The sequence below is a fragment of the Paenibacillus sp. NPDC058071 genome, from assembly GCF_042885235.1.
Classification (GTDB): Bacteria; Bacillota; Bacilli; order Paenibacillales; family Paenibacillaceae; genus Pristimantibacillus.
The window spans coordinates 110,410-126,860 of the sequence record NZ_JBHVSK010000013.1 but is presented as its reverse complement, the minus strand read 5'-3'; the positions used below and the strand labels follow the sequence as shown (position 1 = coordinate 126,860).

Annotated in this window: 17 protein-coding genes; 12 read left to right on the top strand and 5 right to left on the bottom strand. The window is 52.9% G+C overall.

Features of this window, described 5'->3' with window-relative positions; all coding sequences use genetic code 11:
* Positions 1–62: 62 nt before the first annotated feature.
* Complete coding sequence (locus ACFVTB_RS20375) at positions 63–767, top strand: hypothetical protein (RefSeq protein WP_387753233.1); 705 nt, start codon at positions 63–65, stop codon at positions 765–767.
* A gap of 130 nt (positions 768–897) precedes the next feature.
* On the top strand, positions 898–1,542 hold the full coding sequence (trhA, locus tag ACFVTB_RS20370; RefSeq protein WP_387753231.1) for a PAQR family membrane homeostasis protein TrhA: 645 nt from the start codon (positions 898–900) through the stop codon (positions 1,540–1,542).
* Between the two features lie 84 nt (positions 1,543–1,626).
* Here the strand turns inward: trhA and ACFVTB_RS20365 are convergent, their stop codons facing one another.
* Positions 1,627–2,469 (bottom strand): lipase family protein, encoded by an 843-nt coding sequence (locus tag ACFVTB_RS20365; protein WP_387753229.1) that lies wholly within the window; start codon positions 2,467–2,469, stop codon positions 1,627–1,629.
* Positions 2,470–2,570: 101 nt separating this feature from the next.
* On the opposite strand from ACFVTB_RS20365, the gene ACFVTB_RS20360 reads away from it, so the two are divergent.
* Complete coding sequence (locus ACFVTB_RS20360) at positions 2,571–3,548, top strand: Gfo/Idh/MocA family protein (RefSeq protein ID WP_387753226.1); 978 nt, start codon at positions 2,571–2,573, stop codon at positions 3,546–3,548.
* 95 nt (positions 3,549–3,643) lie between these two features.
* On the opposite strand, the gene ACFVTB_RS20355 is transcribed toward ACFVTB_RS20360, so the two are convergent.
* Positions 3,644–4,858 (bottom strand): magnesium transporter CorA family protein, encoded by a 1,215-nt coding sequence (locus ACFVTB_RS20355; protein WP_387753223.1) that lies wholly within the window; start codon positions 4,856–4,858, stop codon positions 3,644–3,646.
* A 163-nt stretch (positions 4,859–5,021) separates the two neighbouring features.
* Here ACFVTB_RS20355 and ACFVTB_RS20350 point away from each other — a divergent pair, with 163 nt between their 5' ends.
* Positions 5,022–5,543 (top strand): hypothetical protein, encoded by a 522-nt coding sequence (locus tag ACFVTB_RS20350; RefSeq protein WP_387753220.1) that lies wholly within the window; start codon positions 5,022–5,024, stop codon positions 5,541–5,543.
* 65 nt (positions 5,544–5,608) lie between these two features.
* Here ACFVTB_RS20350 and ACFVTB_RS20345 read toward each other — a convergent pair whose 3' ends face one another.
* Positions 5,609–6,862: an NAD(P)/FAD-dependent oxidoreductase gene (locus ACFVTB_RS20345; RefSeq protein WP_387753217.1), complete on the bottom strand. Its 1,254-nt coding sequence runs from the start codon at positions 6,860–6,862 to the stop codon at positions 5,609–5,611.
* A 124-nt stretch (positions 6,863–6,986) separates the two neighbouring features.
* A complete protein-coding gene (locus ACFVTB_RS20340; RefSeq protein WP_387753214.1) occupies positions 6,987–7,847 on the bottom strand; it encodes an AraC family transcriptional regulator in 861 nt (286 codons plus the stop codon).
* Between the two features lie 216 nt (positions 7,848–8,063).
* Here ACFVTB_RS20340 and ACFVTB_RS20335 point away from each other — a divergent pair, with 216 nt between their 5' ends.
* From ACFVTB_RS20335 to ACFVTB_RS20320, 4 genes are all read left to right on the top strand, one after another.
* Complete coding sequence (locus tag ACFVTB_RS20335; protein ID WP_387753211.1) at positions 8,064–9,236, top strand: galactokinase; 1,173 nt, start codon at positions 8,064–8,066, stop codon at positions 9,234–9,236.
* 63 nt (positions 9,237–9,299) lie between these two features.
* Positions 9,300–10,286, top strand: coding sequence for a UDP-glucose 4-epimerase GalE (gene galE, locus ACFVTB_RS20330; RefSeq protein WP_387753208.1), 987 nt, complete (start codon positions 9,300–9,302; stop codon positions 10,284–10,286).
* Positions 10,287–10,325: 39 nt separating this feature from the next.
* Entirely contained in the window at positions 10,326–11,930 is a 1,605-nt protein-coding gene (locus ACFVTB_RS20325; RefSeq protein WP_387753205.1) for a UDP-glucose--hexose-1-phosphate uridylyltransferase, read from the top strand.
* Between the two features lie 216 nt (positions 11,931–12,146).
* Complete coding sequence (locus ACFVTB_RS20320) at positions 12,147–12,608, top strand: hypothetical protein (RefSeq protein ID WP_387753202.1); 462 nt, start codon at positions 12,147–12,149, stop codon at positions 12,606–12,608.
* Positions 12,609–12,733: 125 nt separating this feature from the next.
* On the opposite strand, the gene ACFVTB_RS20315 is transcribed toward ACFVTB_RS20320, so the two are convergent.
* Positions 12,734–12,958 (bottom strand): DUF1128 domain-containing protein, encoded by a 225-nt coding sequence (locus tag ACFVTB_RS20315; protein ID WP_387753199.1) that lies wholly within the window; start codon positions 12,956–12,958, stop codon positions 12,734–12,736.
* 132 nt (positions 12,959–13,090) lie between these two features.
* On the opposite strand from ACFVTB_RS20315, the gene yyaC reads away from it, so the two are divergent.
* Genes yyaC through ACFVTB_RS20295 form a run of 4 tightly spaced genes read left to right on the top strand, consistent with a single transcriptional unit; the run spans position 13,091 to position 16,407 of the window.
* Positions 13,091–13,687, top strand: a complete 597-nt coding sequence (yyaC, locus tag ACFVTB_RS20310; protein WP_387753196.1) for a spore protease YyaC — start codon at positions 13,091–13,093, stop codon at positions 13,685–13,687.
* A gap of 13 nt (positions 13,688–13,700) precedes the next feature.
* Positions 13,701–14,531 carry an alpha/beta fold hydrolase gene (locus tag ACFVTB_RS20305; protein WP_387753193.1) on the top strand — a complete coding sequence of 277 codons (831 nt, stop codon included), beginning with the start codon at positions 13,701–13,703 and terminating at the stop codon, positions 14,529–14,531.
* 21 nt (positions 14,532–14,552) lie between these two features.
* Entirely contained in the window at positions 14,553–15,194 is a 642-nt protein-coding gene (locus ACFVTB_RS20300) for a DUF6483 family protein (RefSeq protein WP_387753190.1), read from the top strand.
* A 22-nt stretch (positions 15,195–15,216) separates the two neighbouring features.
* On the top strand, positions 15,217–16,407 hold the full coding sequence (locus ACFVTB_RS20295; RefSeq protein WP_387753187.1) for a class I SAM-dependent methyltransferase: 1,191 nt from the start codon (positions 15,217–15,219) through the stop codon (positions 16,405–16,407).
* Positions 16,408–16,451: the final 44 nt, after the last annotated feature.

The following is a 16,451-nucleotide window of genomic DNA, read 5'->3' as shown; positions in this document are numbered from 1 at the left end:
ACGGCGATCCCCTCGCATAATGTACATACGCCAATTTTATTGAACATGATGGAGGGATAATGATGACGGCGATCAAACATTCGGCTATAAACGTTTATTTGCTTGCCGGCGTGGCTACAACGCAAACCGCTTTCAACGAATGCAAAAGTAAATTGGACCGGCTGTTTCGGGCTGACGGCCTGGAGCCATTTATTCATATTTTGTATCCGTATGGGGACGCCAGCCGGAATTTGTACAGGCAAATTGCGGAAGTCAGCAGCGATTTGGGCAACCGGGTCGGCATGGGTAGAATCGGAGGACGATTTGCTTTTCGCAAAATAAAAGAGACGCTCCTTGGACCGGACGATCCGTTGCTGCTGATCGGACATAGCGGCGGGGGAGCGGCCGCATACCAAGCGGCTCGAATGGTGCATGCGCAAAAGCTTTCCCGCAATTTCCGCATTGTTCAGGTAGGAGCGCCGCGGATAGCTGTGCAGCCGGAGCTTCGCGACAAAGTGAGCTATTTCCATTCCGTCGACGGGAAAGGCAATCTGAACGATCCCATTAGCCGTCTTGGCAGTTGGGGAGGCTGGTCCAAATTAGTCGAACAGTCGGTTCCCAGATGGAATCGAATGAAGTATGCTCCTTCGGTTGTGGAGGGCATTCCGCTGATTGGAGGGCATGCCCACTATTTTCGCCATCAGCAGCCCTACATCGATCAAGACTCCGTCTGCAATCTGGACAAAACGATCGACCGCGTGCGCGTCTGGTTGAAAGGCTGGACCTGATCCGTTACACTGGTCTTAGCGGCAATTACCGGAAAGCGCTCGTCTTGGCGAGAGAGCTCTGGTGCACGGAAGCGCTGGCTGTACCTTGCCAAGTTTCTGGCCGCGAAGGAAAAGTGCAGGAGGTTGAACAATGGCGAGTACGCATACATTTACGAAAAGAGAAGAACTCGCTAATGCGATCACACATGGCATTGGCACGGGGCTTAGCGTGGCGGCACTGGTGCTGCTTATCGTGTTCGCCGCCGTCAAAGGCACAGCTTTTCACGTCGTCAGCTTTACGATATACGGCAGCGCTATGCTTCTGTTGTATGCAGCATCGACGCTTGTCCACAGTTTTCCAGAAGGAAAAGCGAAGAAAGTATTCGAATCGCTCGATCATTCCTGCATATATATTTTTATTGCGGGAACCTATACGCCGATCGTCCTTCATATCGTGCAAGGAGCGCTCGGCTGGGTGCTGTTTGGCATTGTTTGGGGATGCGCGCTGGTAGGCGTTGTGTTCAAGTCGTTTTTTGCTTCTAAATTTTTGTTTACGTCCACACTGGTCTATATTGCGATGGGATGGCTGATCCTCTTTGCCTGGAAGCCGCTGACTGCTCATTTGGCGCCAGGTGGCTTGCATCTTCTTATAACGGGCGGTCTGCTCTATACGATCGGAACGATTTTTTATGTGTGGCGCGCATTTCCTTATCATCATGCGGTATGGCATCTGTTTGTGCTTGGGGGCTCCATTGTACACTTCTTTGCCATTTTGCTCTATATTTTACCGCGTTGAACTTATGAAAGAAAATAAGCTTGCCTAACGATGGAATGTTGACGATCCTCGCTTCTTGAACGAAGCCGGGGATTTTTTTGTGCCTTAATCAGCAATCGGACACCAGCCCGGAGGCTCCGCGCAAACGGCCCCTGCGAACAGCGGCTCCTCACGGGTCAGATCGGCGAAGTAACTGCTGAGAATATGGTTGCCGGAAACGGAGCCCATGCGGAATGAGCGCTTTACTTCGCCTTTTACATGCATGTAGTAGTATGTTTTTTTCGTTTGAGGGGACTGGTAAACGAGCGGCGGCAAATGCGGCACGATATCGTATTCGTTCTGAAAGCGCCAGTGCGTGGCGACTTGTTGATTATAAGCGCGGATGAACTTGGGATCGCCGACGCGAGGAGCGCCGAACGTATAGACGATCGGATCGGACACGGATGTGTTGCTGGCTATATCGAAAGCGGCAAGCGTAGAGAGCGCTCCGCCCAGACTATGTCCTGTAATAAACAGCGGCTTATCTGGCGGGAGCTTTGCGATCAATTCGAGTACTTGCTGCCGAAGCGAAGCGTAAATGTCGGAAAATCCTTTATGCGCCAACCCGCTGTTCTTCACATGCCGATACGGCGTTTGCTGAGCGATAAAATCGGCAACCCAATCGACGGCCGAGCCTGAGCCGCGGAATGCGAGAATGGCGCAAAGGTCGGATTGCAGCAAAAAGCCGAACCGCTGATCGGGGTAATCGTACAAATTGGCGGAGAAGGAGCCGACGACGCTGTAATCGCGGGGAACGAGAAACAACCCGTCTTTATTCTCGAATTGCGAATAGGTTTGTCCGCAAACGGAAGCCAAAAACAAGGCCGTTCGCATATCCAGCGATTGCGACTGCTTATGCTGGCGCTGCTGCCTCTGCATCTGCTTATTCGGTTTAGTCCGCGTTGCCATGCCGATCCCCTCCAGTCTGATGTATTGTATGAAAGGATGGGCGAATCGGCTACCAATCGCTATAATAAAAATGACATCACCAGAAAAAGGAGAGACAGAAAATGACAAAGCAGCAGACTCAGATCGGCATTGTCGGCACCGGATGGTTCGCGAATATGCACGCCAACATGCTGGCGGAAATGGAAGGCGTAAATGTAGCCGCCTTTTGCGCGACCGCAAAAGAGAAGGCGGAACTGGCCGCTCGGCCGTTCTCAGATGCCAAGGGCTACGCCTCCGTCGCCGACATGCTTGACGACCGTAAATTGGATGCCGTTTACATATGCGTACCCCCGTTCGCGCACGGTGCAATCGAAGAACAGCTTGTAGAACGTAACATTCCGTTTCTGGTCGAGAAGCCTATCGGCTTGGATGAGGAAACGCCTGCCGCTTTGGCACAGAAGATTGCACAAAGCGGACTGCTGACGTCGGTCGGATATCATTTCCGTTATATGGACGGAACGGATAGAGCGAAAGAAGTTTTGCGGGAACGCCAAATCGCAATGGCGCTTGGCTATTGGATGGGCTCTATGCCGGGCGTTTCATGGTGGCGGAAGATTGAGGGCTCGGGCGGTCAATTTGTGGAACAAACGACGCACATTGTTGACTTGCTGCGTTACTTGCTGGGAGAGGTTACCGAGGTGTATGCGGTATACGGCAGCCGGATTATGGCGGGCAAGGAAGAAGGCGTAACCGTCCCGGATATCGGCTCGGTAACGCTGAAGCTAGAGAGCGGCGCGATTGCGACGATCCATAACACTTGCGCAATCGACGGCGGAGACCGGTCGGGGCTTCATATTTATACAGATAAAGGCGTACTGGAGTTAAATGATAAAGGCTTGAACGATTTTGAAGCTCATCGTAGGACAGAATACAGCAATCGTACCAATCCCTATCTGCGAGAGAATGAAGCCTTTATCCATGCAGTAAGAACGGGCGACGCCAGCCTCATTCGGTCGTCCTATGCCGATGCGTGGCGAACCCATCAAGTTACGATGGCTGCCAACCGTTCCGCGGCAACTGGGTTGCCGGTTCGCTTCTAACAGCTACAACAAACAAAAAGGCAGCGCTGCATGAATCGGCCAAATCATTGGCCAAGACAAAATGCAGCGCTGCCTTATCCTTATCACATGTCCCTTTAATGCTTCGACTCACGCTTTCTTCCGGCCGTCTTTCTCCGCTTCGCTCTTCTTTGCGGAATCGGCTCGTTCGCCGGAACAAGCGAAGATTCTCCTTTCCATACCGCAAGCTCTTCGTCTGGAGCCGGTGTTGCGGAACTGGATTCCTCTCGCTTGCGCTTCGTCTTTCTCCCCGTCAATAGATCGCCTGTCCAGCCTTTCCTCCACAGCCAAATGTAGATGACGATCGTTGCAGCCAGAACGATGGAGCAGAGTATCGTAAACCCCCATCTTTTTCCATCCCAAGGGAGCGGGTACAGATTGGTGCCCCACAAAGCCGCGAGTACCGACGCCGGTGTAAACATGACTGTAAAAATCGTCAGCGTCTTCATAATATCGTTGCCGCGAAAGCTGGCGATGGCGCCGTCCATCGAAATGAGCGTATCGATTTCAAGCGCGTAATGCTTGAGCAGCGTCTCGATCCGGTCCAGGCGATGCGAGATTCGTTTGAAGCCGTCGGTTTCGATCAGACTTTCCATGAATGCTTCCTTAGCCGCGCCATGAAGCTCGCGCACCGGTAAAAACAAGTGGCTCCAGTGCAGCAACTCGTACCGCCGTTCAAATATCGTATCCATCAGGTCCGTCCGGTTGGAATGGCGCATCGCCCGCTCCAAATCGCCTAGCCGATTCTCGAAGCCATCCAATCCTTGGTGAAACGGCTCAAGCATAACGGCCAGCATAACGAACAACGCTTCCGGGGCGGAGCCGCTTGCTTCAATGCGGGAGAGAACTGTTTCCTCCTGCAAGCGGACCGTAATCCGCAAGTCGTCGTGCAGCGTAACCAGCTTGCGAGAGGACAGCCAGAAGTGGAACGGATGGATATCTTTCTGATCCTCCGACACCTGGTACATAAGCGTGCCAAATACAAGCGGCCCGTTCTCCAATGAGCTGGCGACCACAATCTGGCTGGTGGAACGATTTAAACAGGCGTCTAGCCAGGACGCGCATTCCGGCATGCTCCTTTTGAGGGCGTCCCATTGCTGTTCTTGCCTAATTTGTTCTTCCGCCGCTTCTTCTATCGCTTTTTCCAGCGCCTCGACCGTTTGCGGAGAAGAAAGAAGAGAGGAATTCCCTTTGCGGCTGGGCAAATTGCCTGCCCATTCGCTCTGCAGTCTCTCTTGCTGAAGCACATGCCATTCCCATTCGGCGGGATAGCGAAGCACCCGATGAATCATCGATTTGCCTCCTGCTTGTCCGTTTTCCTTTATTGCTTCCCTCCATCATACCTGTAACGAACAGCTTACACAACCTGTCTGCAATGAGAAGGAGTGGAGAAACCGAAGAAAGGGTATAACTACATAGGACGACGGCAGGAGGCCGAAGAGGGAGGATACGGATATGGCTAAAAAAATCGGCTCTTTCGCGACTGAGCAGCAGGTAATTGACGCTGTTGCCGCGCTTCAACAAGCTGGTTTCGAGACAGGAGAGCTAAAGATTATTGCGAAGGATGCCGAGCATTCCAGGCGAATTGAGCGCGAAAGCGGCATGCATGTCGACGAAACGAGAGAACTGTCGGAGACGCTCGAGCATATCGATAGCGATGGCGATACATGGGTTCCTCCGGTAGTGTTCGCCGGAGGCTTAATGAGTACCGCCGGCTGGAATGCGGTTCCGTTCGGCATCGTATCAAGCTCCGTTGACGACGGTGTGCTCGGAGCACTGGATGCGCTCGGTCTCGATACGCAAGAGTCACATTTGTGCGGGGAAGTTATTCGGGCGGGCCAGACCGTTGTCGTCGTGGAGACCGATGAAAGCAAATCGCTGCTGGATAAAGACGGAGGTCCCGACTTGTCGCGGCTTGGCGTTGCGGAAGGGATATTTCGCGAATGCGGCGCCTCACGGATTTTTCCGGGCTCTTAAGCAGGGAGGAACAAGCAGGGCGGCATGGTTTGAAATAACCTTGCCGCCCTGCTTGCATAATAGGTTCATACCTTTTGCAGATTGTTTCGATTCAAGCCGACGATGCGGGTCAAATCCTCTTGCCGGTTGTTCACTCCTTGAATCCTATCGCGCAGCAAAAAACCGGCGATTGCGCTGTAGACCGTGCCGTTGCCGCCGTAGCCCAGACAGTAATAAGCGCCCGACATGGCCGGATCTTCACCGATAAACGGCAAATTGTCCTGCGATTCGCCGAAGGTGGCGCTCCATTTATACTCCATACGGCCTGAAAGGGCCGGGAAATGGTCCAGCAGCTTTTCTCGCAGCTGATCAATTCTTTTATCCAAGGCCTGCTCGTCTTCGACGGGATGCTGAGGATCTTCGTCCAAGCCGCCGATGACGATACGGTTGTCAACTGTTGTTCGCATATATAAGTAAGGATGGGCGGTTTCCCAGATGAGGCAGCGGTCCGGCCAATTCCGGCTAAGGCTATCCGGATCTTGCCTTTCGGTGACCGCAGCGAAGGATCGATTCAGCTTGGCTTTAACGAGCCGGGTGCGAAGCTCCTCAGGCTCATAGCCTACGGCAAAAATGACGTGTTCGGCTTCAATGCTGCACCCTGCAGATGTGCGCAGACGATGAATGCCGCTTTTCTCATCCCGCTCATGCGACACGACATCGCTATTCTCGTAGATTTGCAAGCCCATGGAAGCCGCTTTAAGCGCGGTTGCCTTCACGAATTGCAGCGGATTGACTTCCGCATCTCCTCTCGTGACGATTGCGCCTGCTTTGCTGAACGGAAATTGGGACGAGAGCTGCTTCGAATCGAGAAAGGAGACGTCGAAGCCGTGCGATTGCAGCGACTCGTATTCGCGTCGGAGCTTGGGGAGATCGCTTTCGGAGCTTGCGTAAAAAAGACTGCTTCGCGGAATAAAGCCGACGTCCTCGTTAAGCGCCCCCGCAATGCCGCCGAGCTTCAATACCGCGCCGCGGCATGCTTCATAAAAGGTGACGGCATCGCGTTCTCCGATTTGATCGATTAGGTCGGTTAGCATAATATCGTTGCAGAACTGAAGCAATCCGGTATTGGCGGATGTGCTTCCTCCTGCGATTCGCCCCCGCTCCACAACGGCGGCGGATACGCCGCTTTCAGCGAGCGCATAGCCGCAAATCGTACCGGACATGCCGCCGCCTACAATTAAGACGTTTACTTTCAAATCGCGGTTCAGCGAAGGGTAGGATTTATCCAATCCGGCAATCGTGGACGGCCAATATAAATTTCCGGCATGCAGCAGTTTCATCTTGTGTTCGTCCTTTCGTCTCGCATCATCATGCAAACGGCTATATGAGGGATACCCCTATACTATGTCCATTTGCCTTGAAAACAAGCAGCGAAAGAAGATGCTGTGCAGTGCGATTTGCGGACTACAGCCGGTGCATTTGTTCGCGGTAAGCCGACGGTGACATGCCGTAAAAGCGGCGAAACTGCTTAGAGAAATAAAGCGAATCCTGCAGCCCGACGGAAGCGGCGATCTGCTCGATCGTCAATTCTTCCCGTTCGCGAAGCAGCTGTCTCGCTTTGTCGATGCGCAGCTTCAGCAGGAAAGTAACCGGCGATACGCCTGTATGCCGTTTGAAGATACGGGATAAATAGGCCCTGTTGTAGCCGAGCGATTCGGCCATTTGCTCGATCGATACGGGCTGAACGTACTGTGTCGACAAATAATGGATCATTTGCTGTAGCAGCAAATCGCTTCCCCCTCGCCCGTTCGGCAGCGGACCGCCGTTTTGCCGGTAACGAGCTTTGCCGTACTCAGCGGCCAGAAGCTGCAAATAGCCGCGGGCGCTCCATTCGGAGGAAGGATCGCCATGGCGAAATTCATTGTATATGCGATGAAAGAGCGCCGGAATTCGCTTGCTGCCGGAACCTGCGATGACGGGGTCGGAGCTTGTAAATCCAGCTGCGGCAGCAAGCAGGGGCGCTTGACTGCCGCTGAAGGCTACCCAGCGATACCGCCATGGGTTTTCTTCGTCGGAAGAATAACTGACAAGCCTCTCCGGCTCGATTAGGAAAGTATGGCCGGCCTCAAGCCCATAGGATTGCCCGCCGCACTCGAAGACGCCTTTGCCATCCAAGACATGGTGCATCAGGTAAAAGTCATAAAATTTCGGCCCCAGCTTATGAAGCGGCTTTGTCTGGCTTTCGCCCGAAAACAACACGTCTAAGTATTCCGATCTTTCAATTACGGGATTGGAAGCGACTTTATAGTAATCCTGAGCGGACAACAAACGTCCCTCCTTTCTAAGCTAGCTTTCCGATTTTGCTAGGATGGCTGTTGTAGCCGTACTTATTCCATTATGTCGGATTTGTTGGCTAAAGTCACATAAATCCATGTAAAGGGCATATTCCGCCATTGGTTTGCTATTACTCATCGGTTATACTGAAGTGGAAATAGCAGTCAATTGTCTGACTACTCTACAAAAAAAGGAACGTGATCGTATATGGCAAACCTTCAAGCGCTGACCGAGCAATTTATCCGTCATTACGGCGAAAGCGCCGAATCTGTTCAAGCATTTCATGCCCCTGGCCGTGTCAACCTGATCGGCGAGCATACCGATTACAACGGCGGTTATGTTTTTCCAGCCGCGCTTACCTTCGGGACTACGCTTCTTATTCGCAAACGCGATGATCATAAACTGGGACTGGCTTCCACTAATTTTTCGGCTTCGGAAGCATTCGATATCCATTCCATTCAGTATGACGAGAAGGACGACTGGATGAACTATCCGAAAGGTATCGTTCACGAATTGCAGCAAACCGGGCTTCGCTTTGGCAACGGCTACGATTTGCTTTATCACGGCGAAATTCCGAATGGCGCCGGCTTGTCCTCCTCCGCTTCGATTGAAGTCGTTACCGCTTATGCGCTGCTGACGATGGAAGGACAACCGACGGACACGGTGCAAATCGCTTTGCTTTCGCAAAAATCGGAGAACGAGTTCAACGGCGTTCAATGCGGCATCATGGATCAGTTCGCTGTTGCGAACGGCAAAAAAGACCATGCGATTCTGCTTATGTGCGATACGCTTGAATATGAGCTTGTGCCTTTCCAATCCGGCAGCTACAAGCTAGTCATCGGCAATACGAATAAGCGTCGCGGACTTGTCGACTCCGCTTATAACGAACGCCGCAGCCAATGCGAACAAGCTGTAACGGATCTTCAGGCGGCTTTCCCTGAAGTGACGCTGCTTGGCCAGCTGACACTGGAGCAGTTCGAAGCGAACAAGCAGCTTATTAAAGATGAGACGGTGCGCAAACGGGCTCAACACGTTGTGGAAGAAATCGACCGCGTGCTGCAGTCGATGAAGGCTCTGCAAGCGAACGATCTTGCCGCTTTCGGCCAGCTTATGAACGGTTCGCACGATTCTCTGCGCGATTTATATGAAGTAACGGGCGCCGAGTTGGACGCAATGGTTGATGCGGCGCGCAAAGTGCCGGGCGTGCTAGGCTCCCGTATGACGGGCGCAGGCTTCGGCGGCTGCACCGTTTCGCTTGTACATGAAGACAGCATCGATACCTTTACTGAGCAAGTAGGACGCGACTATACGGAAGCTACTGGCTTGAAAGCTGATTTTTATGTATGCACAATCGGCAACGGTGTTGAGCAGCTCGGCTAATACAGCGGCGGCATGTCCAATATTCATATCATTTCAAATTTTGATAGGGAGAGTGAAGGAACAATGGCAGTACTTGTAACGGGCGGAGCGGGATATATTGGCTCTCATACAGTAGCGGCGCTCGCGGAGCGCGGAGAAGAGATCGTCATCGTCGACAATCTGCAGCAAGGTCATCGCGGGGCGCTTCTGGGCGGCAAATTGTACGAAGGCGACCTTCGGGACGCCGAATTTATGGAACGCGTATTCAGCGAGAACGAGATCGACTCGGTTATCCATTTCGCAGCTAACTCGCTAGTTGGAGAAAGCATGAAGGACCCGGGCAAATATTATCACAATAATGTGTACGGTACGCTTTGCTTGCTTGAAAAAATGATTCAGCACGGAGTGCGCCGCATCGTGTTCTCTTCGACCGCGGCGACTTACGGGGAACCGGACAACGTGCCAATCGACGAATTCGACCGCACCTCTCCGACGAACGCTTACGGCGAGACGAAGCTGGCGATGGAGAAAATGATGAAATGGTTCGATGTCGCGCACGATTTGAAGTTCGTATCGCTGCGTTACTTCAATGCGGCCGGCGCTCATGAGAGCGGAAAAATCGGCGAAGACCACCAGCCCGAGACGCATCTGGTGCCGATCGTACTGCAGACAGCGCTTGGCCAACGGACGCATATTTCGGTATTTGGCGACGATTACGAGACGCCGGACGGCAGCTGCATCCGGGATTATGTTCATGTCAGCGATTTGGCGGACGCTCACGTGCTGGCCGTACTGCGACTGCGCGAAGGCAAGGACAGCGCCGTGTACAATCTGGGCAGCGGCAACGGCTATTCCGTTAAACAGGTTATCGACATCGCCCGCAGTGTGACTGGAAGAGAGATTAAGGCTGTTGTCGAACCGCGTCGCGCCGGTGATCCGGCTGTTCTGGTCGCTTCTTCGCAACGTGCCCGCAATGAGCTCGGATGGCAGCCGAAACGTGAAAGCTTGGACGATATTATCCGCAGCGCTTGGAGCTGGCATGAAGCGAATCCGAACGGCTATAACGACTAAGCCGGTTCGTGCGCTGCAAGGAAAGGGGATTAATGCATCATGACTGAACACAATCGACAACCTGCCGCAAAGGCAGAGGAAGTTCTGCTGCTGATTGAAAAGCTGGTTGCCTTCGCGCGGCGCAGCGACATGCTGGAGGAGCTCGACGTTGATGCGGCTCGCAACGCGCTGCTAGAATTGTTCCGCTTCGACGCTCCGTATGAAGGCGTGCTGTCGGCCGACGATTCTTCCGTGTCTGACAGCGCTGTGCCTCTGTTGGAGCCATTGATCGATTATGGGTATTCAATCGGATTGATTGAAGAGGATACGACGACTTACCGCGATCTGCTCGACGCCCGGATTATGGGGCTGCTTATGCCAAGGCCTTCAGAGACGGCTGCCAAATTTCGTAGGACGGCTGATCAGGATGGCTTGGTGAAAGCGACCGATGAATTTTATAAGCTGAATATCGATTCGCATTACATTCAAATGGATCGGATTCAGCGCAACGCGTATTGGGAACAGCCTACGCCTTACGGCGGTCTTGAAATCACGATCAACTTGTCCAAACCGGAGAAGGATCCGAAAGAAATCGCGAGACTCAAGACGCTGCCGCAAGCACACTACCCGAAATGCTTGCTTTGCCGGGAGAACGTCGGCTATGCCGGCCGCGCAGATCATCCTGCGCGCCAAAATCTGCGGGTATTGCCGCTGCAACTGCAAGGCGAACAGTGGTTTTTCCAATACTCGCCATACGTGTATTACAACGAGCACAGCATCGTCTTTAAAGGGGCTCATGAGCCGATGGCTATCACTCACAGCTCCTTTGCTCGCTTGCTCGATTTCGTAGAACAATTTCCGCATTATTTTATCGGCTCCAACGCCGATCTGCCGATTGTGGGCGGTTCGATTCTAAGCCATGACCATTTTCAAGCGGGACGCCACACGTTTGCGATGGAAAAAGCGGCTGTTGAAACGACTTATACCGATTCGTCGCAGCCGGGCGTTACGTTCGGAACCGTTGCTTGGCCGTTGTCGGTCGTGCGCGTGACGGGCGAATCGAAGCAGTCGGTGCACGCCGCGGCTTGCCGACTGTTGGATCTTTGGCGCGAGTACAGGGACGCCGAAGCAGACATTTTCTCGTACACGGACAACGCCGACGGCAGTCATACGCCTCACAATACGATTACGCCGATTGCTCGAATCAAAGAAGGATGGTACGAGATGGATCTGGTGCTGCGCAATAACCGCACGAGTGAAGAGCATCCCGGCGGAATCTTCCATCCGCATGCGCATTTGCACCATATCAAGAAAGAAAATATCGGCTTGATCGAAGTTATGGGCCTTGCGGTACTGCCGGGCCGGCTGAAAGACGAACTGGAGCAAATCGCGGGGTACCTGGCAGGCGAGCGCGTGATCGGTCCAGAGCTGCAAGAAGCTTCGCATCCGCTTAACAAGCATGCCGAATGGCTGGAAGCGCTAATCGCTGAGTACGGCACCGAGCTGTCTATAACGGAGGCAAGGGCGATTACGGAAGCCGAGACCGGTAATAAATTTCTTCATGTACTTGAAGATTGCGGCGTCTATAAGAGAACCGGCGAAGGAGCGGAAGCGTTCCGTAAATTTATGATTTCCGCAGGTTTGACGGCGGTAAGCGCCGAGTAAAAAGATTCCGTTGACTTGGAAAAGAACCGCCGCAGGGTCGTTTAACGATCTTGCGGCGGTTCTTTGTGCCCATCGACACAATCTGTAAAATAATTAATTTGTAACGAACCTAAAATTATGGTATTTTTTATATGAAAATAAAAACGGATAGCAAATTATTTTTACTACACATGTTTTTGTTTTTGCGAATAAATAGGAAGCAGCGGAGGGGTAGCTATGCCGGAGCAAATTATACCTTTGGACGATTTTTTGAAGCTGGAATCGGATGAGCAGGTCGAAAAACTGAAACGTTGGAAAATGGACTACACGTTGAAAGATATTCGGGAAGCTTGGAACTTCAAGCATTCCGCACAGTATTACATGCTGTTGAAGAAGCTTCGCATTTATGAGCGTGTTGTCAATAAGTCGGACAAGTTTTACCCGGTATCGGAACAGATGCTGGCACAGTCCGGAGCCGCTCAGGATCGCGGATGGAGAGGCCGTACGGCTTATTTCCAGAACGAAGCGCAGCCTGCGGACGCGTTCAATTATCAATTGAATACGACGCTAAGCGGCTCGGAGCTGGCCGAAAAGCTGGAAAGACTCGCTTTCTTCCTGAAAGGCGAACAAAAACAGGTGACGATCACCTTATCGATCGAGTCGGCGGCCAGCAAGCAGGAATCCGAGGAAACTGAGTAACAAGCAAAGAGGGAACCGATTTGATAACAATCGGCTCCCTCTTTTACTGCAAACAATAATTTTTGTCGAATACTGAAATTAAATGGCTGTTAATGACAGATATTGGCTATTAATAATGGAGTTGTTTATTTTCGAAGCTTGCCGAGCTCGGACACGAGCGCTTCCACTTCACTAATGCTGAATTTATCTTTGGATGCAACAACTTCGTACAGGTCCTTTATATCCTCGTACTGGGCGACGTCGAAATGCGATGCCTGCATGGCGGCTGCCGTCGCCATACGAAGTTTGGTTTTGATTGTTTCAATCATAAACTCGACATTTTGCTCGTTTTTCTCTTCTAGATTGATCATGCTTGCTGCCCTCCTTGATTTCGCACATTCTACTGTTGCCTGCCAGCGCGATTCACTCTCGCCATTGTAGCATACTTCGCCATACGAATGCCGGAAATTGAACGGTTCGTGCAAATTGGATACAATGAAGCAATGGACAAACAATTAACGGCGGGTAACCGGGACAAACAGCCCGCAGTCCCTTTACAACAGCGTTTGGAGCCGTTTCTCGCAAACCTTGCCGAGCGGCATCCCGAACGAGCAGAAATCGTGTTTCTATGCATTGGAACCGACCGCTCGACCGGCGACTGCTTCGGGCCGATGGTCGGCTCGATGCTGAAGAAGCAAGGCTGGCCGAATGTGGTCGGTACGCTGGAACATCCATGCGACGCTAACAGGGTGGAGCAGGCCATGCGCGAGCTGACCCCATTCGAGACAGTGATCGCGATCGATGCATGCTTGGGTAAGCCGCAATCGGCCGGCGGTTATGTATGCTCGGACGGCCCGCTCCGGCCTGGAGCAGCGACCGGTGCTAATTTGCCGGCCGCAGGCCGATACGGTATTGCAGGGGTCGTCAACACCATGAGCAAGAAACCGTATTTTACGCTGCAGACCACCTCGCTTCATCGGGTCATCAGCATGGCGTCCAAACTATCGCTGGCCATCGAAGAGGCTTGGAGCGCAGGTCGGCTGCAAAGCGAACAGGACAACAGGCTTCATGCGGCAAATGGCGTCGCATCAGCAGAATAAAGGAGTGGAAACGATGAGCATTGTGTCGATTGCCGATAGAAAAATGATAATAGATAACGGTCTGGAGCTAGCCTATTACGATTCCCAGGAGGCCGGACCGGAAGCTCCGGTCGTTGTTCTGCTGCATGGTTTCTGCGGCAGCTCCTCGTATTGGGAGAAAGTCGTTCCTCTCTTGGCTGGGCGGGCAAGGCTGCTCATTCCGGACCTTAGAGGGCACGGTCGTTCAAGCAGCTCCTCCGAGGAAGCGTATACGATGGAAATGTATGCATCGGATTTGGCCGATATGCTGAGCCGGCTCGAAATCGCGGAAGCTCATCTGCTGGGTCATTCGCTCGGCGGATACATCACGCTGGCCTTCGCGGAGCGTTACGGCGATCGTTTGCGCAGCTTTGGACTCGTTCATTCTACATCGCTGCCCGACAGCGAGGCGGCGAAAGCGAACCGCGACGCGTCGGCGGCGGCAATCCGTAAAGATGGCATAGAAGCATTTATCGACGGATTGGTTCCGAAGCTGTTTGCTGCTGGACACTTGGAGACGATGGAGGAGACGGTGGAGCGCTGGAAACGGATCGGATACGGCACAAGTCCGGCCGGAGCTGTAGGAGCTTCGCTTGGCATGAAGGAGAGACCTGATCGAACGGAAGTGCTGAAGCGCTGGAATAAACCGTTGCTGCTGCTTGCAGGTGAGCATGATCAGATTATGCCGACGGAAAGAACGCTTATTGCGGACGGAGAAAACGTTGCGCAAGTACTGTTGAGCGGCTCTGGACATATGGCGATGGCGGAGCAGCCAAATGAATTCGCTCAGGCGGTTTCCAATTTTATAGATAAAGCTGGCGAATAGCGGAGCACAGGGAGGCGAAACATGTTTCAACGCGACTATTTCATGCGGCTTATCGAGCAGATGACCGAAGCTGTCGGCCAAATTATGGGGCTGAAGCGGGAACTGAAACATCAGGAAGCGCTTCTTGTCATCGATGAGCTGCTTGATAAAGGATTTGGTATGAGCGGCAAGCTGATCAGATCCCTGTCGGACAAGGATCTGATCGGAGTGATGACCACGAACGGCATCGTCGAGACCGACAACCTGCAAGCGATTGCGGTGTTACTTAAACAGGAGGCCGATTTGTATGTGGAGCTCGGCAAGGACGAAGCAAGCTATTCCGGCTATTTGAAGGCGCTCAGCCTGTTTATGAGACTTTCGTTGCTGGACGCGAAGCCGACGCTGGTTAAGCCGAGCGAGGAGGCCGAGGAGCTGCTGCTCAAGCTCGATGCGTTCGAGCTGCCTTCGGAGACGAAGCTGCTGCGCGCCGAATGGCATGAAGGAGAAGGGAGCTTCGATCAGGCGGAGAACGTGCTGCACGAGCTGTACGAGGACGGCGTCATTTCGAATGAGGAAATCGCCGATTTTTACCGGCGTCTGCTGCTGTTGGACGACGAAAGGCTGGAAGCGGGCGGTCTGCCGCGCGAAGAGCTGGAGCAAGGCTTAAACGAGATTAGCGCTTAAACCGATCAGGAGTGAACGAACAATGACAGACATACAATGGCAGGAAGAGCTGATTCGCGCGATCGGAAGCGGCGAGCTGCTGCAAGGAACGCTTAGCCAGCTTCGCCGCAAGGACGGGGAGCTTTCGCCGAAGACGGTCGTAAGACCCGTTCAGCTTAAGCAAGGGTTGCATTATCAATTTGAATATCATTACGCCACAAAAGTAACGCATGAGAATTTGCCGCCGGAACAAGCGGGCGAGAAGCTTGTCGACTTGCTGTCAGAGCATTACAAGCAAGCGCTCGTCAAGATGCCGGATGCCGATCTGCAGCTGCTGTTCAATAAGAAGGGCAAAGCGGCCGTCTTGAGAAAGCCGCCGACGGCTAAGGCCGATAAAGCAGCGGCGGCGACGCATGATCGGCAGAAGCAGCGAGTGATTGGAGCCGGCCAGGCTGCTCCGTTCCTTATCGAGCTGGGCATTATGACAGCCGACGGAGCCGTACATGCCAAGAAGCAGGACAAGTATCGTCAAATCAATCGCTTTCTGGAAACGGTAAACGATGTTTTGCCTTATCTGCCCAAGGACAAGCCGCTTACCATCGTCGATTTTGGCTGCGGCAAGTCGTATTTGACTTTTGCGTTGTATCATTTGCTGGCTATTGAACAAAAACGCGACATCAATGTCATAGGGCTCGATCTGAAGGCCGACGTGATCGACTTTTGCTCGCGGCTAGCTGACAGGCTCGGATACGATCGGCTTACATTTCAAGTCGGAGATATCGCTGATTACAACGCGGTGACGGCGGCCGATATGGTCGTGACGCTGCACGCCTGCGATACGGCGACGGATGCGGCGCTTGCCAAAGCGGTCGGCTGGGGCGCATCGGTCATTATGTCTGTGCCTTGCTGTCAGCATGAAGCGTTCAAGCAGGTGCGCAACGACACGCTCGCTCCGATTCTATCGCAAGGGCTGCTCAAGGAGCGTTTCGCAGCGCTTGCGACTGACGCCGCCAGAGGCAATATGCTTGAGGCGCTGGGCTACAAGGTGCAAATGCTGGAGTTCGTCGATCCGGAGCATACGCCGAAAAATTTAATGATTCGAGCGGTTCGCAGCGAGCAGAAGCCGTCGTTGCAAAAATGGGAGCAATATGTACAGTTCCGCGACGCTTTGGGGCTGACGCTCTCGCTTGAAAAGATGCTTTCCGACTTTTGGCCTAGCGAATTCAAAAAATAATCGGAAAGAACTAGATTGCAGATTGATAGGCCAAAAAACATTTG